Source organism: uncultured Serinicoccus sp. (assembly GCF_947487915.1).
GTDB lineage: Bacteria > Actinomycetota > Actinomycetes > Actinomycetales > Dermatophilaceae > Ornithinicoccus.
Map to the genome: position 1 here is coordinate 85,876 of NZ_CANKYH010000003.1, position 15,593 is coordinate 101,468.

Annotated in this window: 14 protein-coding genes and 1 riboswitch; of the genes, 10 read left to right on the forward strand and 4 right to left on the reverse strand. The window is 72.9% G+C overall.

Annotated features, from left to right (window positions below; all coding sequences use genetic code 11):
- Positions 1–60: 60 nt before the first annotated feature.
- The 4 genes from Q0795_RS04090 to Q0795_RS04105 form a co-directional block, all read right to left on the reverse strand.
- The gene (locus Q0795_RS04090; protein ID WP_298886844.1) at positions 61–1,083 is read right to left on the reverse strand and encodes an ABC transporter ATP-binding protein; all 1,023 of its coding nucleotides are present in this window, start codon (positions 1,081–1,083) and stop codon (positions 61–63) included.
- Entirely contained in the window at positions 1,083–2,729 is a 1,647-nt protein-coding gene (locus Q0795_RS04095) for an iron ABC transporter permease (RefSeq protein WP_298886847.1), read from the reverse strand. Before Q0795_RS04095 ends, Q0795_RS04090 begins: the two co-directional genes overlap by 1 nt.
- On the reverse strand, positions 2,726–3,907 hold the full coding sequence (locus Q0795_RS04100) for a thiamine ABC transporter substrate-binding protein (RefSeq protein WP_298886850.1): 1,182 nt from the start codon (positions 3,905–3,907) through the stop codon (positions 2,726–2,728). Before Q0795_RS04100 ends, Q0795_RS04095 begins: the two co-directional genes overlap by 4 nt.
- A 5-nt stretch (positions 3,908–3,912) precedes the next feature.
- A riboswitch (TPP riboswitch) is annotated at positions 3,913–4,017 on the reverse strand.
- Positions 3,987–4,226 carry a hypothetical protein gene (locus Q0795_RS04105; RefSeq protein ID WP_298886852.1) on the reverse strand — a complete coding sequence of 80 codons (240 nt, stop codon included), beginning with the start codon at positions 4,224–4,226 and terminating at the stop codon, positions 3,987–3,989. It overlaps the preceding riboswitch by 31 nt.
- A gap of 194 nt (positions 4,227–4,420) precedes the next feature.
- Here Q0795_RS04105 and Q0795_RS04110 point away from each other — a divergent pair, with 194 nt between their 5' ends.
- The 10 genes from Q0795_RS04110 to Q0795_RS04155 all read left to right on the forward strand — a co-directional run bounded on the left by Q0795_RS04110 (position 4,421) and on the right by Q0795_RS04155 (position 15,542).
- Positions 4,421–4,702, forward strand: a complete 282-nt coding sequence (locus tag Q0795_RS04110) for a DUF4235 domain-containing protein (protein ID WP_058890155.1) — start codon at positions 4,421–4,423, stop codon at positions 4,700–4,702.
- 188 nt (positions 4,703–4,890) lie between these two features.
- Positions 4,891–6,708, forward strand: a complete 1,818-nt coding sequence (locus Q0795_RS04115; protein ID WP_298886860.1) for a nucleoside-diphosphate sugar epimerase/dehydratase — start codon at positions 4,891–4,893, stop codon at positions 6,706–6,708.
- The gene (locus Q0795_RS04120) at positions 6,705–7,589 is read left to right on the forward strand and encodes a UDP-phosphate glycosyltransferase (protein WP_298886863.1); all 885 of its coding nucleotides are present in this window, start codon (positions 6,705–6,707) and stop codon (positions 7,587–7,589) included. Before Q0795_RS04115 ends, Q0795_RS04120 begins: the two co-directional genes overlap by 4 nt.
- Positions 7,586–8,932 (forward strand): hypothetical protein, encoded by a 1,347-nt coding sequence (locus Q0795_RS04125; RefSeq protein WP_298886866.1) that lies wholly within the window; start codon positions 7,586–7,588, stop codon positions 8,930–8,932. Before Q0795_RS04120 ends, Q0795_RS04125 begins: the two co-directional genes overlap by 4 nt.
- A gap of 5 nt (positions 8,933–8,937) precedes the next feature.
- Positions 8,938–10,182, forward strand: coding sequence for a glycosyltransferase family 4 protein (locus Q0795_RS04130; RefSeq protein WP_298886869.1), 1,245 nt, complete (start codon positions 8,938–8,940; stop codon positions 10,180–10,182).
- On the forward strand, positions 10,179–11,897 hold the full coding sequence (locus Q0795_RS04135) for a glycosyltransferase family 4 protein (protein WP_298886872.1): 1,719 nt from the start codon (positions 10,179–10,181) through the stop codon (positions 11,895–11,897). The genes Q0795_RS04130 and Q0795_RS04135 overlap by 4 nt, the downstream gene beginning before the upstream one ends.
- A gap of 17 nt (positions 11,898–11,914) precedes the next feature.
- Complete coding sequence (locus Q0795_RS04140; RefSeq protein WP_298886875.1) at positions 11,915–12,775, forward strand: ABC transporter permease; 861 nt, start codon at positions 11,915–11,917, stop codon at positions 12,773–12,775.
- A complete protein-coding gene (locus tag Q0795_RS04145) occupies positions 12,762–13,643 on the forward strand; it encodes an ABC transporter ATP-binding protein (RefSeq protein WP_298886879.1) in 882 nt (293 codons plus the stop codon). The genes Q0795_RS04140 and Q0795_RS04145 overlap by 14 nt, the downstream gene beginning before the upstream one ends.
- The gene (gene wecB / locus Q0795_RS04150; RefSeq protein ID WP_298886882.1) at positions 13,640–14,791 is read left to right on the forward strand and encodes a non-hydrolyzing UDP-N-acetylglucosamine 2-epimerase; all 1,152 of its coding nucleotides are present in this window, start codon (positions 13,640–13,642) and stop codon (positions 14,789–14,791) included. The genes Q0795_RS04145 and wecB overlap by 4 nt, the downstream gene beginning before the upstream one ends.
- A complete protein-coding gene (locus Q0795_RS04155; protein WP_298886885.1) occupies positions 14,745–15,542 on the forward strand; it encodes a DUF6270 domain-containing protein in 798 nt (265 codons plus the stop codon). The genes wecB and Q0795_RS04155 overlap by 47 nt, the downstream gene beginning before the upstream one ends.
- Positions 15,543–15,593: the final 51 nt, after the last annotated feature.

Sequence of the window (15,593 nt, forward strand, 5' to 3'; positions counted from 1 at the left end):
CGCGACACCTCGCCTCATCTTGCCGCAGGTCGTGCGTGAGAAGGCCCGGGTGTCGACAGATCACTCGGGAAGGTGGGCGACGCCTCGCGGATCCACCGTGAGCCGCACGTCGTCGCCGACCTCCGGTCCCCGGTCCGCGGCGAGCGCCGGCATACGCCCGACGCCCTCGACGTCGACCTCGAGGTGCAGCGCGTCGGAGACGGTCACCACCCGCCGCACCACCCCGCGCAGCTCCCCCTCGGGGTCGACGCGCAGGGCCGAGCGGCGCAGCGCCACCACCGACGACGCCGGGTCGGCCCCCGGCCCCCCGCCGGCGCCAGCCGGGGAGGCCGGCGGCAACCACGAGCGACGCTCGGTCGAGGTGGGCTCGAGGATCGTGTCGTAGCCGACGAAGGAGGCCACCTCCCGGGAGACCGGCTGACGCCATACCTCGACCGCGTCGCCCTCCTGCGCGATGCGCCCGTCGAGCATGACAGCCATCCGGTCGGCGACGGTGAAGGCCTCGTCGTGGTCGTGGGTGACGAGCAGGGCCGTGGTGCCGGTGGTGGTGAGGATCTCGCGCAGGTCGCCGGCCAGACGGTCGCGCAGCGACCGGTCCAGCGAGCTGAGCGGCTCGTCGAGCAGCAGCAGGGCCGGGTCCGCGGCCAGGGAGCGGGCGAGCGCGACCCGCTGCTGCTCCCCGCCGGAGAGGGTGGCGGGGCGGCGGTCGGCATACCCCCCGAGCCCGACGAGCTCGAGCAGCTCGGCGACCCGCCCCGCCCGCTGCCGCCGACCCTGCCCGCGCAGCCGCAGCGGGTAGCCGATGTTGTCGGCGACGCTGGCCTGGGCGAAGAGCTGCCCGTCCTGGAACATCAGGGCGAAGCCGCGCTCGTGGGTCGGCACCCCGGCCAGGTCCCGGCCCCGCCAGCGGATCGAGCCGGAGGAGATCGGCTCCAGCCCGGCGACCGAGCGCAGCAGCGTCGACTTGCCGCAGCCGGAGGGCCCGAGCACGGCGAGCACGCTGCCTTCCTCGACGCGCAGGCCGACCCGGTCGACGGCGGTGGCGCCGGGGAAGGTGACGGTGACGTCGTCGAGCTCGAGCATCAGAAGGCTCCTACCGAGCCGACCCGCAGCCGCTCGACCACACCCATGACGACGACCGTCACGAGCGCGAGCAGCACGCTCGCGGCGAGCGCCATCCCCAGGTGGTCGGCACCGGGCCGGGAGATGAGCTGGTAGATGACGACCGGCACGGTCGGCCGGTCCGGGCGGGCGAGGAAGCTCGTCGCGCCGAACTCCCCCAGCGAGACGGCGAAGGCGAAGCCGGTCGCGGCGAGCACCGGGCGGGCGAGCACCGGTGCCTCGGCGGTCCACGCCGCCCGCCACGGCCCCGCCCCGAGGGTGGCGGCCGCCTCCCGCTGGCGCGGGTCGACCGAGCGCAGCACCGGGGCCAGGGTTCGCACGACCAGCGGCAGCGCGACCATCGCCTGGGCGATGGGCACGAGGACCGGCGAGGTCCGCAGGTCCAGCGGCGGGCGGTCGAGGGTGATGAGGAAGCCGAAGCCGACGGTGACTGCGGAGATGCCCAGCGGCAGCATGAAGGCGCCGTCGAGGACCGACACCGTGCGCGCCCAGCGCGGCGAGCGTGGGCGCCGGGAGACGACGACGGCGACGATGAGCCCCAGCAGCATCCCGAGCACGGTGGCGTCGACGGCGGTGCGCAGCGAGTTGGCCATGGCCTCGGTGACGCTCACCCGCAGGGCGGCGGTCGCGTCGGGGTCGGTGAGGGCGCGGTAGTGCTCGAGGCCCCACCCGGGGCCGACCCGCAGCGAGCGCACCACGAGGGTGCCGACGGGCAGCAGCACGAAGGCGACGGCGAGCGCGGTGGCGGCCAGCGCCGGTATGTCGCCGCGCCGGGGGCGGCGGGCCGCGGCCAGGGCGCCGACCCGGCGCAGGGTCTGCTCACGCCGGGTGCGGGTGCGGGCCGCGAGGGCCAGCATGGCGACGACGGCCAGGAGCTGCAGGAGCGAGAGCACCGCGGCGCCCTGCAGGTCGAGGAACTGCACGGTGAGCAGGTAGATCTCGGTCTCGACGGTGCCGTAGCGCAGGCCGCCGAGGGTGAGCACCACCCCGAAGGCGGTGGAGCAGAAGAGGAAGACGAGCGTCGCCGCGGAGATGATGCCCGGCGCGAGCGCGGGGAGGGTGACCGTGCGCCATACCGTCCAGGGGCTGGCGCCGAGGGTGGCGGCGGACTCCTCCGCGCGCCGGTCCAGCCCCTCCCACAGACCGCCGACGGTGCGCACGACGACGGCGAGGTTGAAGAAGACGAAGGCGAGCAGGATCGGCACCCACGTGCCGTCGAGCCCGAGCCCGCCCAGCGGACCGCCGGGGGCCAGCAGCGAGCGGAACATCACGCCCACCACCACCGTCGGCAGGACGAAGGGCATGACGACGACCGCGCGCAGCACCCCGCGGCTCGGGAAGCGCAGACGGTAGAGCACGAAGGCGACCGGCAGGCCCAGGAGCAGGGTCACGACCGTGCCGGCCAGCGAGCTGACCAGGGTGAAGGTGAGCACCCGCAGGGTGCGCGCCCGGCCGAGGACCTCGGGGACGCCGCTGAGGTCGAGGCGGCCGTCGGGCCACAGCCCTCGGGCCAGCATCCCGCTGACCGGGAGCACGAAGAAGACGGCGAGGAAGGCGAGCGGGACCAGGGCGGCGAGCCCGAGCGCCAGCCCGGGGGCGCGTCTCATCCGGTGGCGATGTCCGCCCACTCGCGCAGCCAGGTCTCCCGCTCGGCCTCGATCTGACGGGGGCTGACGACGATCGGGTCCTCGGCGACCTGCGCCCACTGGGCCCACAGGTCGGGCAGGACGACCTCGTCGTCGACCGGGAAGACGTACATGCTGTCCGGGATGGCGGCCTGGACGTCCGGGCTCAGCAGCCAGGCGACCACCGCCTGGGCACCCTCGGGATTGTCGGTGCCGGCGAGGACGCCGGCGTACTCCACCTGCCGGAAGCAGGTGTCCAGCAGCGCCCGGGTGGTGGGCTCGAAGCCGCCGTCGGGGATGGTGAACGGCGGGCTGGAGGCGTAGGAGAGGACGATGGGGCGGTCCCCGTCGCCGCCGCCGGCGGTGAAGTCGACGGTGTAGGCGTCGGTCCACCCGCTGGTGACCTTGGCGCCGTTGGCCATGAGGTCCTCCCAGTAGCCCTGCCACTCCCCCGGCCCGAACTCGCCGATCGTGGCGAGCAGGAAGGCCAGGCCCGGGCTGGAGGTGCTCGCGCCCGGCGTGACGAAGAGGTCCTCGTAGGCGGGGTCGGTGAGGTCGGCGAGCGTCTGCGGCGGCTCGATGCCCTCGTTGGCGAACCACACGCTGTCGATGTTGACGCAGACGTCGCCGTAGTCGACGGGGGTGAGGTAGGCCTCCGCCCCCTCGGCGAGGTCGTGCTCCTCCACCGACTCCGGCAGGTCGTCGGGGCGGTAGGCCTCCAGCGCCTCGGCCCCGACCACGCGCGTGGCGAAGGTGGTGTCGATGCCGAAGACGACGTCGGCGGTCGGGTTGCCGGCCGTCAGCACGATCTGGTTGGCCATCTGCCCGGCGTCCCCGGAGAGCTGGACCTCGAGGTCGTAGCCGGTCTCGGCCTCGAAGGCCGCGAGCAGCTCGTCGGGGAGGGTGAAGGAGTCGTGCGCGGCGAGCACCACGGTGCCGGTGTCGGCGGGCGTGGGCGCCGGCGCCGTGTCGGTGGCGCCGTCGGTCGAGGCGTCGTCGTCGCCGCCCTCGGCGTCCGGTGACTCCGTGGAGGCGGGGGCGCCCTGGTCCTCGCCGGGCTCGTCGCCGCCACCGGTCAGGGTGCAGGAGGTGAGGACGAGGCCGGTGGTGAGGGCCAGGGTCAGGGCGGTGGTGGTCCGTCGAGGACGGGTATGGGTCATGATGCAGCGTCTCCTCATCGACTTCCTTCGCCGGTGCTAGCCGGTGCAGGTTCGAGGGTCTGCGGCGGGTGCCGCACTCTCAGCGCTCGGGCGCTCCCCTGTCGTGGTCGCCCTCGACATTACCACCGCCATCAGGGCGCCGCCCCTCCCCCCGCAGACGGTCCTTCCCCCGCTGGTTTTCCTCGCCCTCCGGGGGGCCGAGCACCATGTCCATGCCCTTCAGCGTGTTGCGCGTCGACGCCCAGACGATGGCGAGGCCGGCGATCCCGAGCAGGACCCAGAGCACGACGACGATCCATCCGGGGAAGTCCGGCACCATGAGGGATGCGGCTGCCTTTCTGGATCTGGGGAGGCGGTCCACCGCCGTTGGCTGGCCCGCCGCTGCCGGAGCGACGAGGGCCAGACCGTATCAAACAGGCCCCGCCGCGCAGACCCTTCCGGAAGCGCTCTCACCCCAAAGGGTGGAATGCCGCCACGGGCTCGCCGCGGGGAGCGCTGTGGCACTATCGGGGTATGGGAAATCTCGTCGCCAAGGCCGTGACCGTCGCCGCAGTCCTCGCGGCCAGCAGCATCGCCCGCAAGGCCACCGACGGCACCTGGAAGTTCGTCACCGGCAGCGACTCCCCGGCCAACCCCGAGGACCCCGACATCGACCTCAAGGAGGCCGTGGCCTTCGCCGTCCTCTCCGGTGCCCTGGTGGGCCTGGCCCGGATGCTGGCGAACCGCGAGTCCAGCCGCGTCATCGCCCGGGCGAGCCGCAAGAGCTCGGAGCAGGTCGCCGACGAGACGAACTGACGGGAAAAGGTAAAGGGAAAGTAAAGAATTCGCCGGCCCTCCTGACGCCGGGTTCTCTTTTCTCCCTACTGCGGGCCGCCAGGGTCATCGCATACCTCTGACCTGCACTCTTGCCTTTCTGCGGGTGAACGGTCATTCTTGGGACTGGCCTTTTGTCATGCCCCGCACCATTTCCCCCAAGGATGCTCGTGAGCCCACGCCCCCGTCGTGTCCCGGATGCGCTCAAACGCGTGCTCTGGGCCCTCGGCGACGGGACGGTGTGGGCGGTGGCGATCCTCGGCATGACCTGGATCAGGTTCCAGTACGACGCCGGTCGCGCCTTCGTCACGGACACCTGGGTGGTCGCCGGGACCGCGGCCGCGATCCACCTGATCCTGGGCATGCTGCTCGGGCCCTACCTCATCAAGCACATCCGGGGGTCCTTCGAGGAGGTCACGGCGGTCTGCCGGGCCGCCCTCCTCACGGCGCTGATCGTCAGCGTGTGGGCCATCTGGCTCCAGCCCTACATCGTGCCGCGCTCGGTCCCCAGCGTGGGCGCCGCGGTGGCGATCTCGCTCATGCTGGCCGCGCGCTTCGTCGTGCGGTCCTACCGCGCCCGGGCCGCGGTCCGGCGCGAGGTCGACCACACCGCCATCATCTACGGCGCCGGGGTGCTCGGTCGGCGGTTGCTGGGCAACATGCTGCAGGACGACACCTCTCCCTTCCGTCCGGTCGCCTTCCTCGACGACGACCGCAGCAAGCGCAAGCTCCGGATCGACGGCATCCGGGTCCGCGGCGACCGGACTGCCATGGGACGCGTGGCGAGGCGCTACGAGGCCACCCACCTCATCGTGGCGATCCCGAGGGCCGACTCGGCGCTGATGAGAGAGGTCAACGACCTCGCGGGCGAGGCCGGGCTCACGGTCAAGGTGCTGCCCAACCTCGACCGGCTGCTGGACGCCGACCCGCACGCGGACGACCTGCGCGACATCGACCTCGAGGACCTGCTGGGTCGTCGTCGCACCGAGCTCGACCAGGGCGCCATCACCGACCACCTGACCGGCAAGGTCGTGCTGGTCACCGGTGCGGGCGGCTCGATCGGCTCCGAGCTCTGCCGGCAGATCGCGCGCTTCCACCCGCGCCGGCTGGTGCTGCTCGACCGCGACGAGTCGGCGCTGCACGCCGTGCAGCTCTCCCTCACCGGCCGCGGGCTGCTGCAGAGCGAGGACGTCGTGCTGTGCGACATCGGCGACGCCGGCATGGTGGACCGCGTCTTCCACCAGCACCGGCCCGACGTCGTCTTCCACGCCGCCGCCCTCAAGCACCTGCCGCTCCTCCAGCGCTTCCCGATGGAGGCGTGGCGGGTCAACGTCTCGGGCACCCTCAACGTGCTCCGCTCGGCGGCGGCCTACGGGGTCGGGACCTTCGTCAACATCAGCACCGACAAGGCGGCCAACCCGACCTCCATCCTCGGCTACACCAAGCGCGTCACGGAGCGGCTGACCTCTCACTTCGCCTTCAGCCAGCCCGGGCGCTACGTCTCGGTGCGGTTCGGCAACGTCCTGGGCTCGCGCGGCTCGGTCATCCCCGTCTTCACCGAGCAGATCGAGCGTGGCGGTCCGGTCACCGTCACCCACCCCGACGTCGAGCGCTTCTTCATGCTCATCCCCGAGGCCTGCCAGCTCGTCATGCAGGCCGCCTCGCTGGGGTCCGACGGGGACGTGCTCGTCCTGGACATGGGGGTCCCCGTGCGTATCGACGACATGGCCCGCACCCTCATCGCGATGTCGGGACGCCGCGACGTGAGCATCGAGTACACCGGGCTGCGGCCCGGCGAGAAGCTCACCGAGGACCTCTTCGGGCTGGACGAGGAGCAGCAGACCCGCCACCACCTGCTGTGGTCGGTGCGCGTGCCCGGGCTGGACCCCGACGAGGTCCCCTCGGGACGTCTCTCCAGCACCCCTGAGCTCATCGCCTGGCTCCGCGACCGCTCCGACCCGACCGAGAGCGTGCTGCACCCGGCATGAGTGACCTCGCCCCCGCGGCGCTGGCCGTGGGTGCGGGCGTGCTCACCGCAGCGTCCGCGCCCGCCGTCGCCCCGCTGCTGCGCTCGTGGGGCCTGGTCGACGTCCCCAACCACCGCTCGTCCCACGGCAGCCCGACGCTCCGGGGGGCAGGTCTGGCGCTGCTCCTCGGCATCCTGCTCACCGCCGGCGTCGCCGGGATGCTCGGCGCCACCGGTCTTCCGTGGGTGGCGCTGGGAGCCTGCGCCGTGACGGCCGGGGTGGGCCTGGCGGTCGACCTGAGCGAGCCCAGCCCGCTGGTGCGCCTGGTGCTGCTCGCGCTGGTGGGCGCCGCCCTGGGATCCCTGCTGGGCGGGCCGGGCACCGCCCTCCTCGGCGCCGTGGCGATGCCGGTGCTCGTCAATGTCGTGAACTTCATGGACGGGATCAACGGCATCACCGCCCTGACCGCCCTCGCCTGGGGGCTCGTCGCCGTGCTGGGCGCCGGCACGGAGGCGGCCGTGGCGCTCGGCGCGCTCACCCTGGGGGCAGCGGCGGGCTTCCTGCCGTGGAACCTCCCCAGGGCCCGCATGTTCCTCGGGGACTGCGGCAGCTACCTCGTCGGCGCCCTCGTCACCGCAGCCCTGCTCCTCGAGCAGTCCGGGGGCGGGCACGTCCTGCTCCTGCTGCTGCCGCTGCTGCCCTCGGTCGTCGACACCGGCCTGACCCTGGTTCGCCGCGCCGCGCGAGGCGAGCGGCTCACCGAGGCCCACCGCGAGCACCTCTACCAACGCCTCTCGCGGCGGCCCGGGTGGACGCACGGGCGGGTGGCGTGCCTGTGGGCCGGCCTGGGACTCGCCGGGGCCGGGATCTGGTGGCTGCTGCGGCACAATGGTGCCTCGTGAGCGGCGCTTCCAGGGTCAGGTCCACAGGTCTCGGCTTCGTGGTCATCCTGACGAACGTCCTCATCGTGGCGCTGGTGGCGATCGGCTTCTCCCAGCGCGGCTTCTCCGGCTGGTGGGACACCCTGCGCGGCGACTGGCAGCCCCCGACCGTCAGCGACCCCTACGCCGACGACTCGCAGGTCACCGCCCCGCCCACCGAGTCCGAGCCGACACCGAGTCCCTCGCCCTCTCCGTCGCCGTCGCCGACGACCGAGGAGCCCGAGCCGCCCTCGCTGGCGGAGCGCTTCGAGGAGGGTGAGGACCTGTCCGTCCTCGTCCTCGGCGACCGGACCGGCACCCACGAGAACGACTGGGTCGCCGCCTGGGCCCGCCAGCTCACGGACAGCCGGGAGGTGCAGCTCACCAGCACGCTGGCCGAGGACCCCACCCGCTACGGCGATCCGGTCGGCTTCGGCGGCGAGGGCCCCGTGCTCGACATCGACAACGCGAGCCTGGTGCAGGGAACCCCGGAGTATGCCGCCGCTCGCCTGGACCTCTTCGTCCAGGACGACCCCGACCTGGTGCTGGTGAGCTTCGGGCGCGCCAACACCCCTGAGGACCTTGCCGGGCAGCTGAGCGACCTCCAGGACGAGCTCGCCCAGGAGCTCCCGGACGCGCAGGTGCGCTACGTGGTGCAGCCCCCCCGCCGCGACGGCGAGCCTCCCGTCACCGACACCGTGCGCGAGTGGGCCCAGGACGAGGACGCGGAGCTCATCGATGTCGCCCAGGTCTTCGAGGAGGAGGGCATCGTCGACGAGACGGTGTCGGGCCGCGACCCGCTCAGCGTCAACATCTTCGGCGGGCAGCGGTGGGCGCAGGTCGTGCAGGACGCGGTGTTCGGCGGCGACCCGGTGGACGAGGACGATGCACCTCAGGACGACGACGCCGGCGCGGCGCCCGAGGTCGACGGTGGGGACGGGGCCGACGAGGACGCCGGTGTCGAGGGCGGCTCGGCGGCCGCCGACCCCACACGTGCCCAGGAGCCGAGCGCCCAGTCCGCACCGCCGGTGGCGACGCAGGTCCGGCCGACGGCCGATCCCTCCCCCTGGCAGCCGTCGGTGTCGCCCTGGTCCCCGGCCCCGTCGCCCGAGCCGTCACCCACGGCCCCCGCGCCCACGGGCCCCACGCCGTCTTCGGGGCCCACGGGTCCCGAACCCACCGGCCCACCGAGCACGAGTCCCGAACCCGGGCCCGATCCGTCGCCGACGGACCCCGGCCCCACGGCGCCGGAGCCGGAGCCGACGGACCCCGCGACCTCTGGCCCGGACACGGCTGGGCCCCTGTCCTGGCGGACGGCCACCTGAGGCCTATGCGGATCCTGCTGCTCAGCCACTACTACGCCCCCGAGACCGGCCCGCCCCAGCTGCGCTGGTCCGCCCTGGTGAGAGACCTCGTGGCCGCGGGGCACGAGGTCCACGTGGTGACACCGGCGCCGCACTACCCGACCGGCCGACTGCTGCCCGGCGAGGACCCGGCACAGGTGGGCCGGGCCCACCGCGGCGAGCACGGCGAGACCGTGCACCGGGTCGCCTTCCGGTCGTCGACGGGCGACGCCCGCTCGCTGCTCGTGGATCAGGTCGTCGCCGCCGTCGACACCGTGCTGACGACCTCACGTCGACGACGCGAGCTGCGGCCGGACGTCGTCGTCGCCACGGTCCCTGGTCTGCCGACGGCCCTCGCCGGACGCGTCACCGCCACCCTGCTCCGCGTCCCCCTCGTGCTGGAGATGCGCGACGCCTGGCCGGACATCCTCGGCGGTCCCGCCTCCGAGGACTGTGGGAGTGCCCGGGCCACGGTCCGCTCGGGCGTGGTGCGGCTGGTCTCGACGGGCGTCACCTGGCTGCAACGGTCGGCCGACCTCGTGGTCACCACCACCGACAGCTTCGCCCGCACCCTGCGGGAGCGCGGCGTGCCACGGGTGGTGGCCGTCCGGAACGCCCACCACGGGCTGCCGGGCCGACCCCGCGCGGCCGTCTCCCGGCCGTCCGCCGGTCCGCTGCGCGTCGTCTACGTCGGCACCGTCGGACGGGCGCAGGGGCTGGAGACAGCCGTCGAGGCCGCGCACCTCGCCCGCGTGGACGGGGTGGACCTCGCGCTGCGAGTGGTGGGCACCGGAGCCAGGCTGGCCCCGGTGCGCCGCCTCGCGCGGGAGCTGCAGGCTCCCGTGGAGTTCGTCGGGCCGGTGACGCGCGAGCAGGTGGCAGAGCACTACGACTGGTGCGACACCTTTCTCGTCAGCCTGCGCGACTGGCCCGGTCTCGACAGCACCGTGCCCTCGAAGCTCTACGAGGCCCTGGCTCTCGGGCTGCACGTGTCTGCGTCGGCCACCGGTGAGACGGCCACGATCGTCCGCGAGACCGGGGCGGGCTTCGCGACCGCGCCCGGCGATGCGCAGGGCCTCGCCCGTGCCTGGGGGGCGCTCGCCGAGACCGGGCCGCAGCAGGACACCGCACGGATGAGGCACTGGGTGGACCGGCACGCCAGCGAGTCGGGTGCGGCCGGGGTCCTGCTGGACGCCTTGACCGGTCTGCGCCACGACAGGCTCGGGGTATGACGCCCGCTCGCCCCTGGCGGCGCGCGCGGCACCTGGGCGCGGCCGGGGTCACGGTGCTCGCAATGGCCGTCGACGACCCCGCATGGCTGACCGTCCAGGCCGGGCGCCGGGCTCCGCGCCGGCTCCGGGGGCTGCTGGGCCGGGTGGCGACCCGTACGGACAGTCCGTCCGCCACTGCGGTGTGGGGCGAGCTGTTGCTGGACCGGCCTGAGCAGGCACGCGAGCGCCTCTCCCGGCAGCGCCGCAGCGGTGCGCTCTCGCGCGCGCTGGCCGTGCACGCCGGCCAGCGTCCCAATGCGGCCGGGGGTGGCGGCGCGCGCGCCCGGTGGGCCTGGCTGGTGGGTGACCTCGAGGAGGTCGAGGCCCTCCTCGCCGACGACGACGTGCCGCGCCGCCTGCGGAGGAAGCTGGCCGGCGACCTGGAGGCGCTGCAGCCCGGCCCACGACCCGCACCCGCCGTGCCACCACGTGACTGGGGCACTGATGCGTCCCGACCGCGCGTCGTGCATGCCCTCACGAACTCCTTGCCCTGGACCCGGTCGGGCTACACCCTGCGCAGCCAGGCGGTCCTCCGCGCGCAGCAGCAGGCCGGGATCGAGGTCGCGGCGCTGACGCGACCGGCATACCCCGTCTCCATCGGTCGGGTGCTCACCGCCGACGTCGACGTGGTGGAGGGCGTGCCCTACCACCGCTGCGTCCCGACCGTCCTTGCCCCCGGGGAGGCCGGGCGCATCGACCGGTGGGCGGCCGATCTCGCCCGCCTCGCCCGCACGCACCGGGCCACCCACCTGCACTCGACCACGCACTACCCCAACGCGCTGGCCGCCCAGGCCGCGGCCTGCGCGCTCGGTCTTCCCTGGGTCCACGAGGTGCGAGGCCAGCTGGAGCGCACCTGGGCCTCGGCACGCCGCCGGGCGGGTGACCCCGCCCCCTATGCGAGCGGCCGGTTCGTCGCGTGGCGCGCCCGGGAGGCCGAGCTCGCGGCCGCCGCCGATCACGTGGTGACCATCAGCGAGACGATGCGCGCCGACCTCGTGCAGCGCGGTGTCGAGCCGGGCCGGGTGAGCGTCGTCCCCAACGGCATCGACGCCTCCCTCCTGCAGCGCGACATCACGCCGGAGCGGGCCCGTGGTGTGCTCGGGCTGGCTGGTGCGGGACTGTGGGTGGGTGCCGTGTCGTCGGTCGTGCACTACGAGGGGCTGACGGACCTCGCGGAGGCGGTGGCGCTGCTGCGCGCCCAGGGGGCGGACGTGCGAGGCGTGGTCGTCGGCGACGGCGTGGCCTGGCCGGGCCTGAGCCGCCGGGTGGCTGAGCTCGGCCTCGAGGAGACGTTCCTCCTCCCGGGACGACTCGGACGTGACGACGCCCTGCGGTGGCTCGATGCCCTCGACGTGGTGGTGGTGCCCCGGGAGGATCACGAGGTGACCCGGCTGGTGCCGCCGCTCAAGCTCGTCGAGGCCATGGGGGTCGGCCGCCCCGTCGTCGCCTCCGACCTCCCGCCCCTGGCGGAGATCGTCGCTCCTGGCGAGACCGGGCTGCTCACGCCGCCGCAGGACCCGGTGGCGCTCGCGGCCGCCGTCGGCTCGTTGCTCGAGGACGCCGACCGACGCCACGACCTCGCCGCCAGGGCCCGCACCTTCGCGGCCACGCGGACCTGGGACGCGCTGGCCGGGACATACCGGCGGGTCTACGGAATGTCGGGCGCGGACCGGTGACCGTGGACAATGGGCGCATGACTCCCGACACGACCGAGCGCCGATCCGGCGTGTCGCCGTGGAGGGTGATGGGGCAGCGCCCGACCCTGTCGAGCTACCTGCGCCAGCTCTGGAGACGACGGCACTTCATCACCGCGGAAGCCAGGGCCAAGGCCTTCTCCGGCAACCGGGACATGCTGCTGGGCAACCTGTGGCTCATCGGCGTGCCCATCCTCCAGGGACTGGCCTACTACCTCATCTTCGGGCTCATCCTCCGGACCTCGCGGGGGATCGAGAACTTCACCGGCTTCCTGCTCGTCGGGATCTTCCTCTTCAGGTTCACGATGGCCAGCCTGCAGCAGGGCATCGTCGTGATGTCGCAGAACAGGGGCATGACGAGTGCCTTCTCGTTCCCGCGCGCGGCCGTCCCCCTCTCGGTGCTCCTGCGCGAGACGCTCTCGATGCTCCCCGTCCTCGCGACGCTGGTCCTGCTGCTCCTCACGGTCCCGCCCGGCACCCAGGTCACGTGGACCTGGGCGCTCTTCCCGCTGGTCTTCGGGCTCCAGGTGCTCTTCAACACGGGCATCATCATGTACACCGCGCGGCTCGGGTCCGCGCTCCCCGACCTCCGGCACGTCGTGGCCTTCGTCGGCCGGATGTGGTTCTACATGTCCGGCGTGTTCTTCTCCCTCGACCGCTTCGTCTCCGAGGGTGTCTGGCTCTCCGTGCTCCAGGCCAACCCGCTGTACATGGTGCTCGACATGTCGCGTGACCTCTTGCTCTACGACACCGTCCCTGACACGTCGAGCTGGTTGTTCCTGTCCCTGTGGGCCGTCATCACGCCGCTCCTGGGCTTCTGGTACTTCTGGCAGGGGGAAGAGACCTATGGACAGCACTGACGGTGAGCCGACCGTCGTCGTCGACGACGTCAGCCGACGGTTCGAGGTGCCGGTGAGCCGGCCGTCCGGACGCGGCCTTCGGAGCAAGGTGGCCCGGGTCGTGCGCGGCGGATCCACGGTGACCGTGCATGCCCTGCGCTCGGTGTCCTTCGTGGCGCACGCCGGGGAGACCATCGGCATCGTCGGGACCAACGGGTCCGGCAAGAGCACCTTGTTGCGGATGATCGCGGGGCTCGACGCGCCCAGCCGCGGCCGCGTACTGGCCCGCTCGCAGCCGATGCTGCTGGGCGTCTCGGCGGCCCTCCAGCCGGAGCTGTCGGGGGCAGAGAACGCCCGCCTGGGCCTGCTGGCCCTGGGGTTCAGCCCCGCCCGGGTCACCGGGACGCTGCCGCGGGTGTTCGAGATCGCGGGCATCGGTGACGCCGTGTACCGCCCCATGAGCACCTACTCGTCGGGGATGGGCGCCCGCCTCAGGTTCGCCATCGCCGCGGCCGCCGAGCCCGACATCCTGCTGCTGGACGAGGTGCTGTCGACGGGCGACGCCGCCTCGGCCCAGCGGGCGGAGGCACGTATGACCGAGATCCGGGCGCGCGCCGGCACCGTCTTCCTGGTGTCACATGCGGCGCAGACCATCGAGGAGATGTGCACGCGGGCCCTGTGGATCCACGAGGGCACGCTCATCCAGGACGGGGAGGCGAGCGCCACCGCCCGGGCCTACCGTTGGTGGGCGTGGAACGTCGCCAAGGGCGAGCACGACACCGCAGCGGACCTGCTGCGGGAGACGACCGAGGCCCGTCGGGGCGTGGCCGAGTCCGCGTCCGAGGCGGCCGCAGTGATCACCACCATGGGAAGGCTGACCCACGCATGACTCCGCACCGACGAGTGATGACCGTCTACGGCACGCGCCCGGAAGCCATCAAGGTGGCTCCCGTGATCCGTGCCGTCGAGGCCAGTGACCGCTTGGAGTCGATCACCGTCGTCACCGGCCAGCATCGCGAGATGCTCGACCAGGTCAACGAGATCTTCGGGATCACACCAGACTTCGACCTCGACGTCTTCGCCCACGGGCAAGCTCTCAACGTGCTGATGGCCAAGGTCTTCGAGCGTCTCGACCCGGTGCTCTCGGAGGTCGCCCCGGACGCCCTGCTGGTCCAGGGCGACACCTCCACGGTCGCAGCCGCGTCGATCGCGGCGTTCTACCGCCAGATCCCGGTCGTGCACCTCGAGGCCGGTCTGCGCAGCGGCGACATCCACTCGCCCTTCCCGGAGGAGGCGAACCGCAAGATCACCTCGCAGGTCACCACCCTGCACCTCGCACCGACGCCGACCTCGAAGGCCAACCTGGTGCGCGAGTCCATCGATCCCGCCACCGTCGCCGTGACCGGCAACACCGTCATCGACGCCCTGCTCCACACCGTCGAGGAGCAGATCCCCTTCTCGGACCCGGTCCTCGACGAGATCCACGGCGGTGAGGGGCGGCTGCTGCTGGTCACCACGCACCGGCGGGAGAACTGGGGCGGCGCCATGGAGGGCGTGGGTCGCGCCCTGCGTCGGTTGGCCGAGCGCTACCCAGACCTGACCATCCTGCTGCCCGCGCACCGCAACCCCATCGTGCGGGAGGCCGTGCTCCCCCAGGTCGAAGGATGTGACAACGTGCGGGTCACCGAACCCATGGCCTATGGCGAGTTCACCCGCATGATGGACCGGGCGACCGTCGTCCTCACCGACTCGGGTGGGGTGCAGGAGGAGGCGCCGTCGTTGGGCAAGCCGGTCCTCGTCATGCGGGAGAACACCGAGCGCCCCGAGGCCGTCGACGCCGGCACGGTGCGCCTCATCGGTACCGACGAGGAACGCATCGTCCACGAGGTCACCACCCTCCTGGACGACGACGCGGCCTACGCCGGCATGGCGAACGCGGTCAACCCCTACGGTGACGGACGCGCTGCCGAGCGCAGCGTCGCAGCCATCCATGAGCTGCTCGGCGTGGGCCAGCGACGTCCCGACTTCGCCGGGTAGGTCCGTGATCCGCACCTTCATCTACGGGAGCTGCGTGTCACGTGACACCTTCGAGTTCCTGAGACCACAGGGCTACGACCTGACGGCCTACGTGGCGCGTCAGTCGCTGCTCAGCGCCTACAGCCGGGTGGACGAGGAGGAACTGCCTCCCCACGAGACCAGTTCGGCCTTCCAGCGCCGCATGATCGAAGGCGACTGGACGAGCTCGCTCCCCCGAGCCCTGGCCCGGGTCCGGGGACGGGTCGACCTCGTGCTGTGGGACCTGTGCGACGAGCGTCTCGGGGTGCGTCGGCTGGCCAGCGGCCACTACGTCACCCGCTCGGTCGACACGATCGCCACCGGGCTCGATACCCAGCTGGAGAAGCAAGGCGCGGCGCTCGTCCCCTTCGGCAGCCCGCAGCACCGGCGGCACTTCACTGCACGGCTCCGCAGCTTCCGCCAGCGGCTGAGGGAGCTGGAGCTGCTCGAGCGCACCCTGGTCCTGGCCCCCGCCTGGGCGAGCCGGTGCGGGGACGGCACGCCCACCCCGTCCTCGTTCGGACTTTCCGCCGAGGAGGCCAACCCCATCTTCGCCGACTACCACGACGAGGTGGAGAAGGTCGTAGGAGTGCCGATCATCCGCCTGGGAGAGGACCTGGTCGAGGGAGCAGCCCATCATCGCTGGGGCAAGGCCCCCTTCCACTACTCCGACGAGGTATACCTCCGCCTGGTCGACCACATCAGCCGCCACGCCGCTCGCGCCGGCGCCTGACCTGGCATCAGGCTGCCTCTAGGCTGGTCGGGTGCCGACCCCCAACAGGCA

Bases quoted from the DNA above. Each gene is read 5' to 3' on its own strand.
- Q0795_RS04090 (WP_298886844.1), bottom strand. From the start codon at position 1,083: ATGCTCGAGCTCGACGACGTCACCGTCACCTTCCCCGGCGCCACCGCC.
- Q0795_RS04095 (WP_298886847.1), bottom strand. From the start codon at position 2,729: ATGAGACGCGCCCCCGGGCTGGCGCTCGGGCTCGCCGCCCTGGTCCCG.
- Q0795_RS04100 (WP_298886850.1), bottom strand. From the start codon at position 3,907: ATGACCCATACCCGTCCTCGACGGACCACCACCGCCCTGACCCTGGCC.
- Q0795_RS04105 (WP_298886852.1), bottom strand. From the start codon at position 4,226: ATGGTGCCGGACTTCCCCGGATGGATCGTCGTCGTGCTCTGGGTCCTG.
- Q0795_RS04110 (WP_058890155.1), top strand. From the start codon at position 4,421: ATGGGAAATCTCGTCGCCAAGGCCGTGACCGTCGCCGCAGTCCTCGCG.
- Q0795_RS04120 (WP_298886863.1), top strand. From the start codon at position 6,705: ATGAGTGACCTCGCCCCCGCGGCGCTGGCCGTGGGTGCGGGCGTGCTC.
- Q0795_RS04130 (WP_298886869.1), top strand. From the start codon at position 8,938: ATGCGGATCCTGCTGCTCAGCCACTACTACGCCCCCGAGACCGGCCCG.
- Q0795_RS04135 (WP_298886872.1), top strand. From the start codon at position 10,179: ATGACGCCCGCTCGCCCCTGGCGGCGCGCGCGGCACCTGGGCGCGGCC.
- Q0795_RS04140 (WP_298886875.1), top strand. From the start codon at position 11,915: ATGACTCCCGACACGACCGAGCGCCGATCCGGCGTGTCGCCGTGGAGG.
- Q0795_RS04145 (WP_298886879.1), top strand. From the start codon at position 12,762: ATGGACAGCACTGACGGTGAGCCGACCGTCGTCGTCGACGACGTCAGC.
- wecB (WP_298886882.1), top strand. From the start codon at position 13,640: ATGACTCCGCACCGACGAGTGATGACCGTCTACGGCACGCGCCCGGAA.
- Q0795_RS04155 (WP_298886885.1), top strand. From the start codon at position 14,745: ATGAGCTGCTCGGCGTGGGCCAGCGACGTCCCGACTTCGCCGGGTAGG.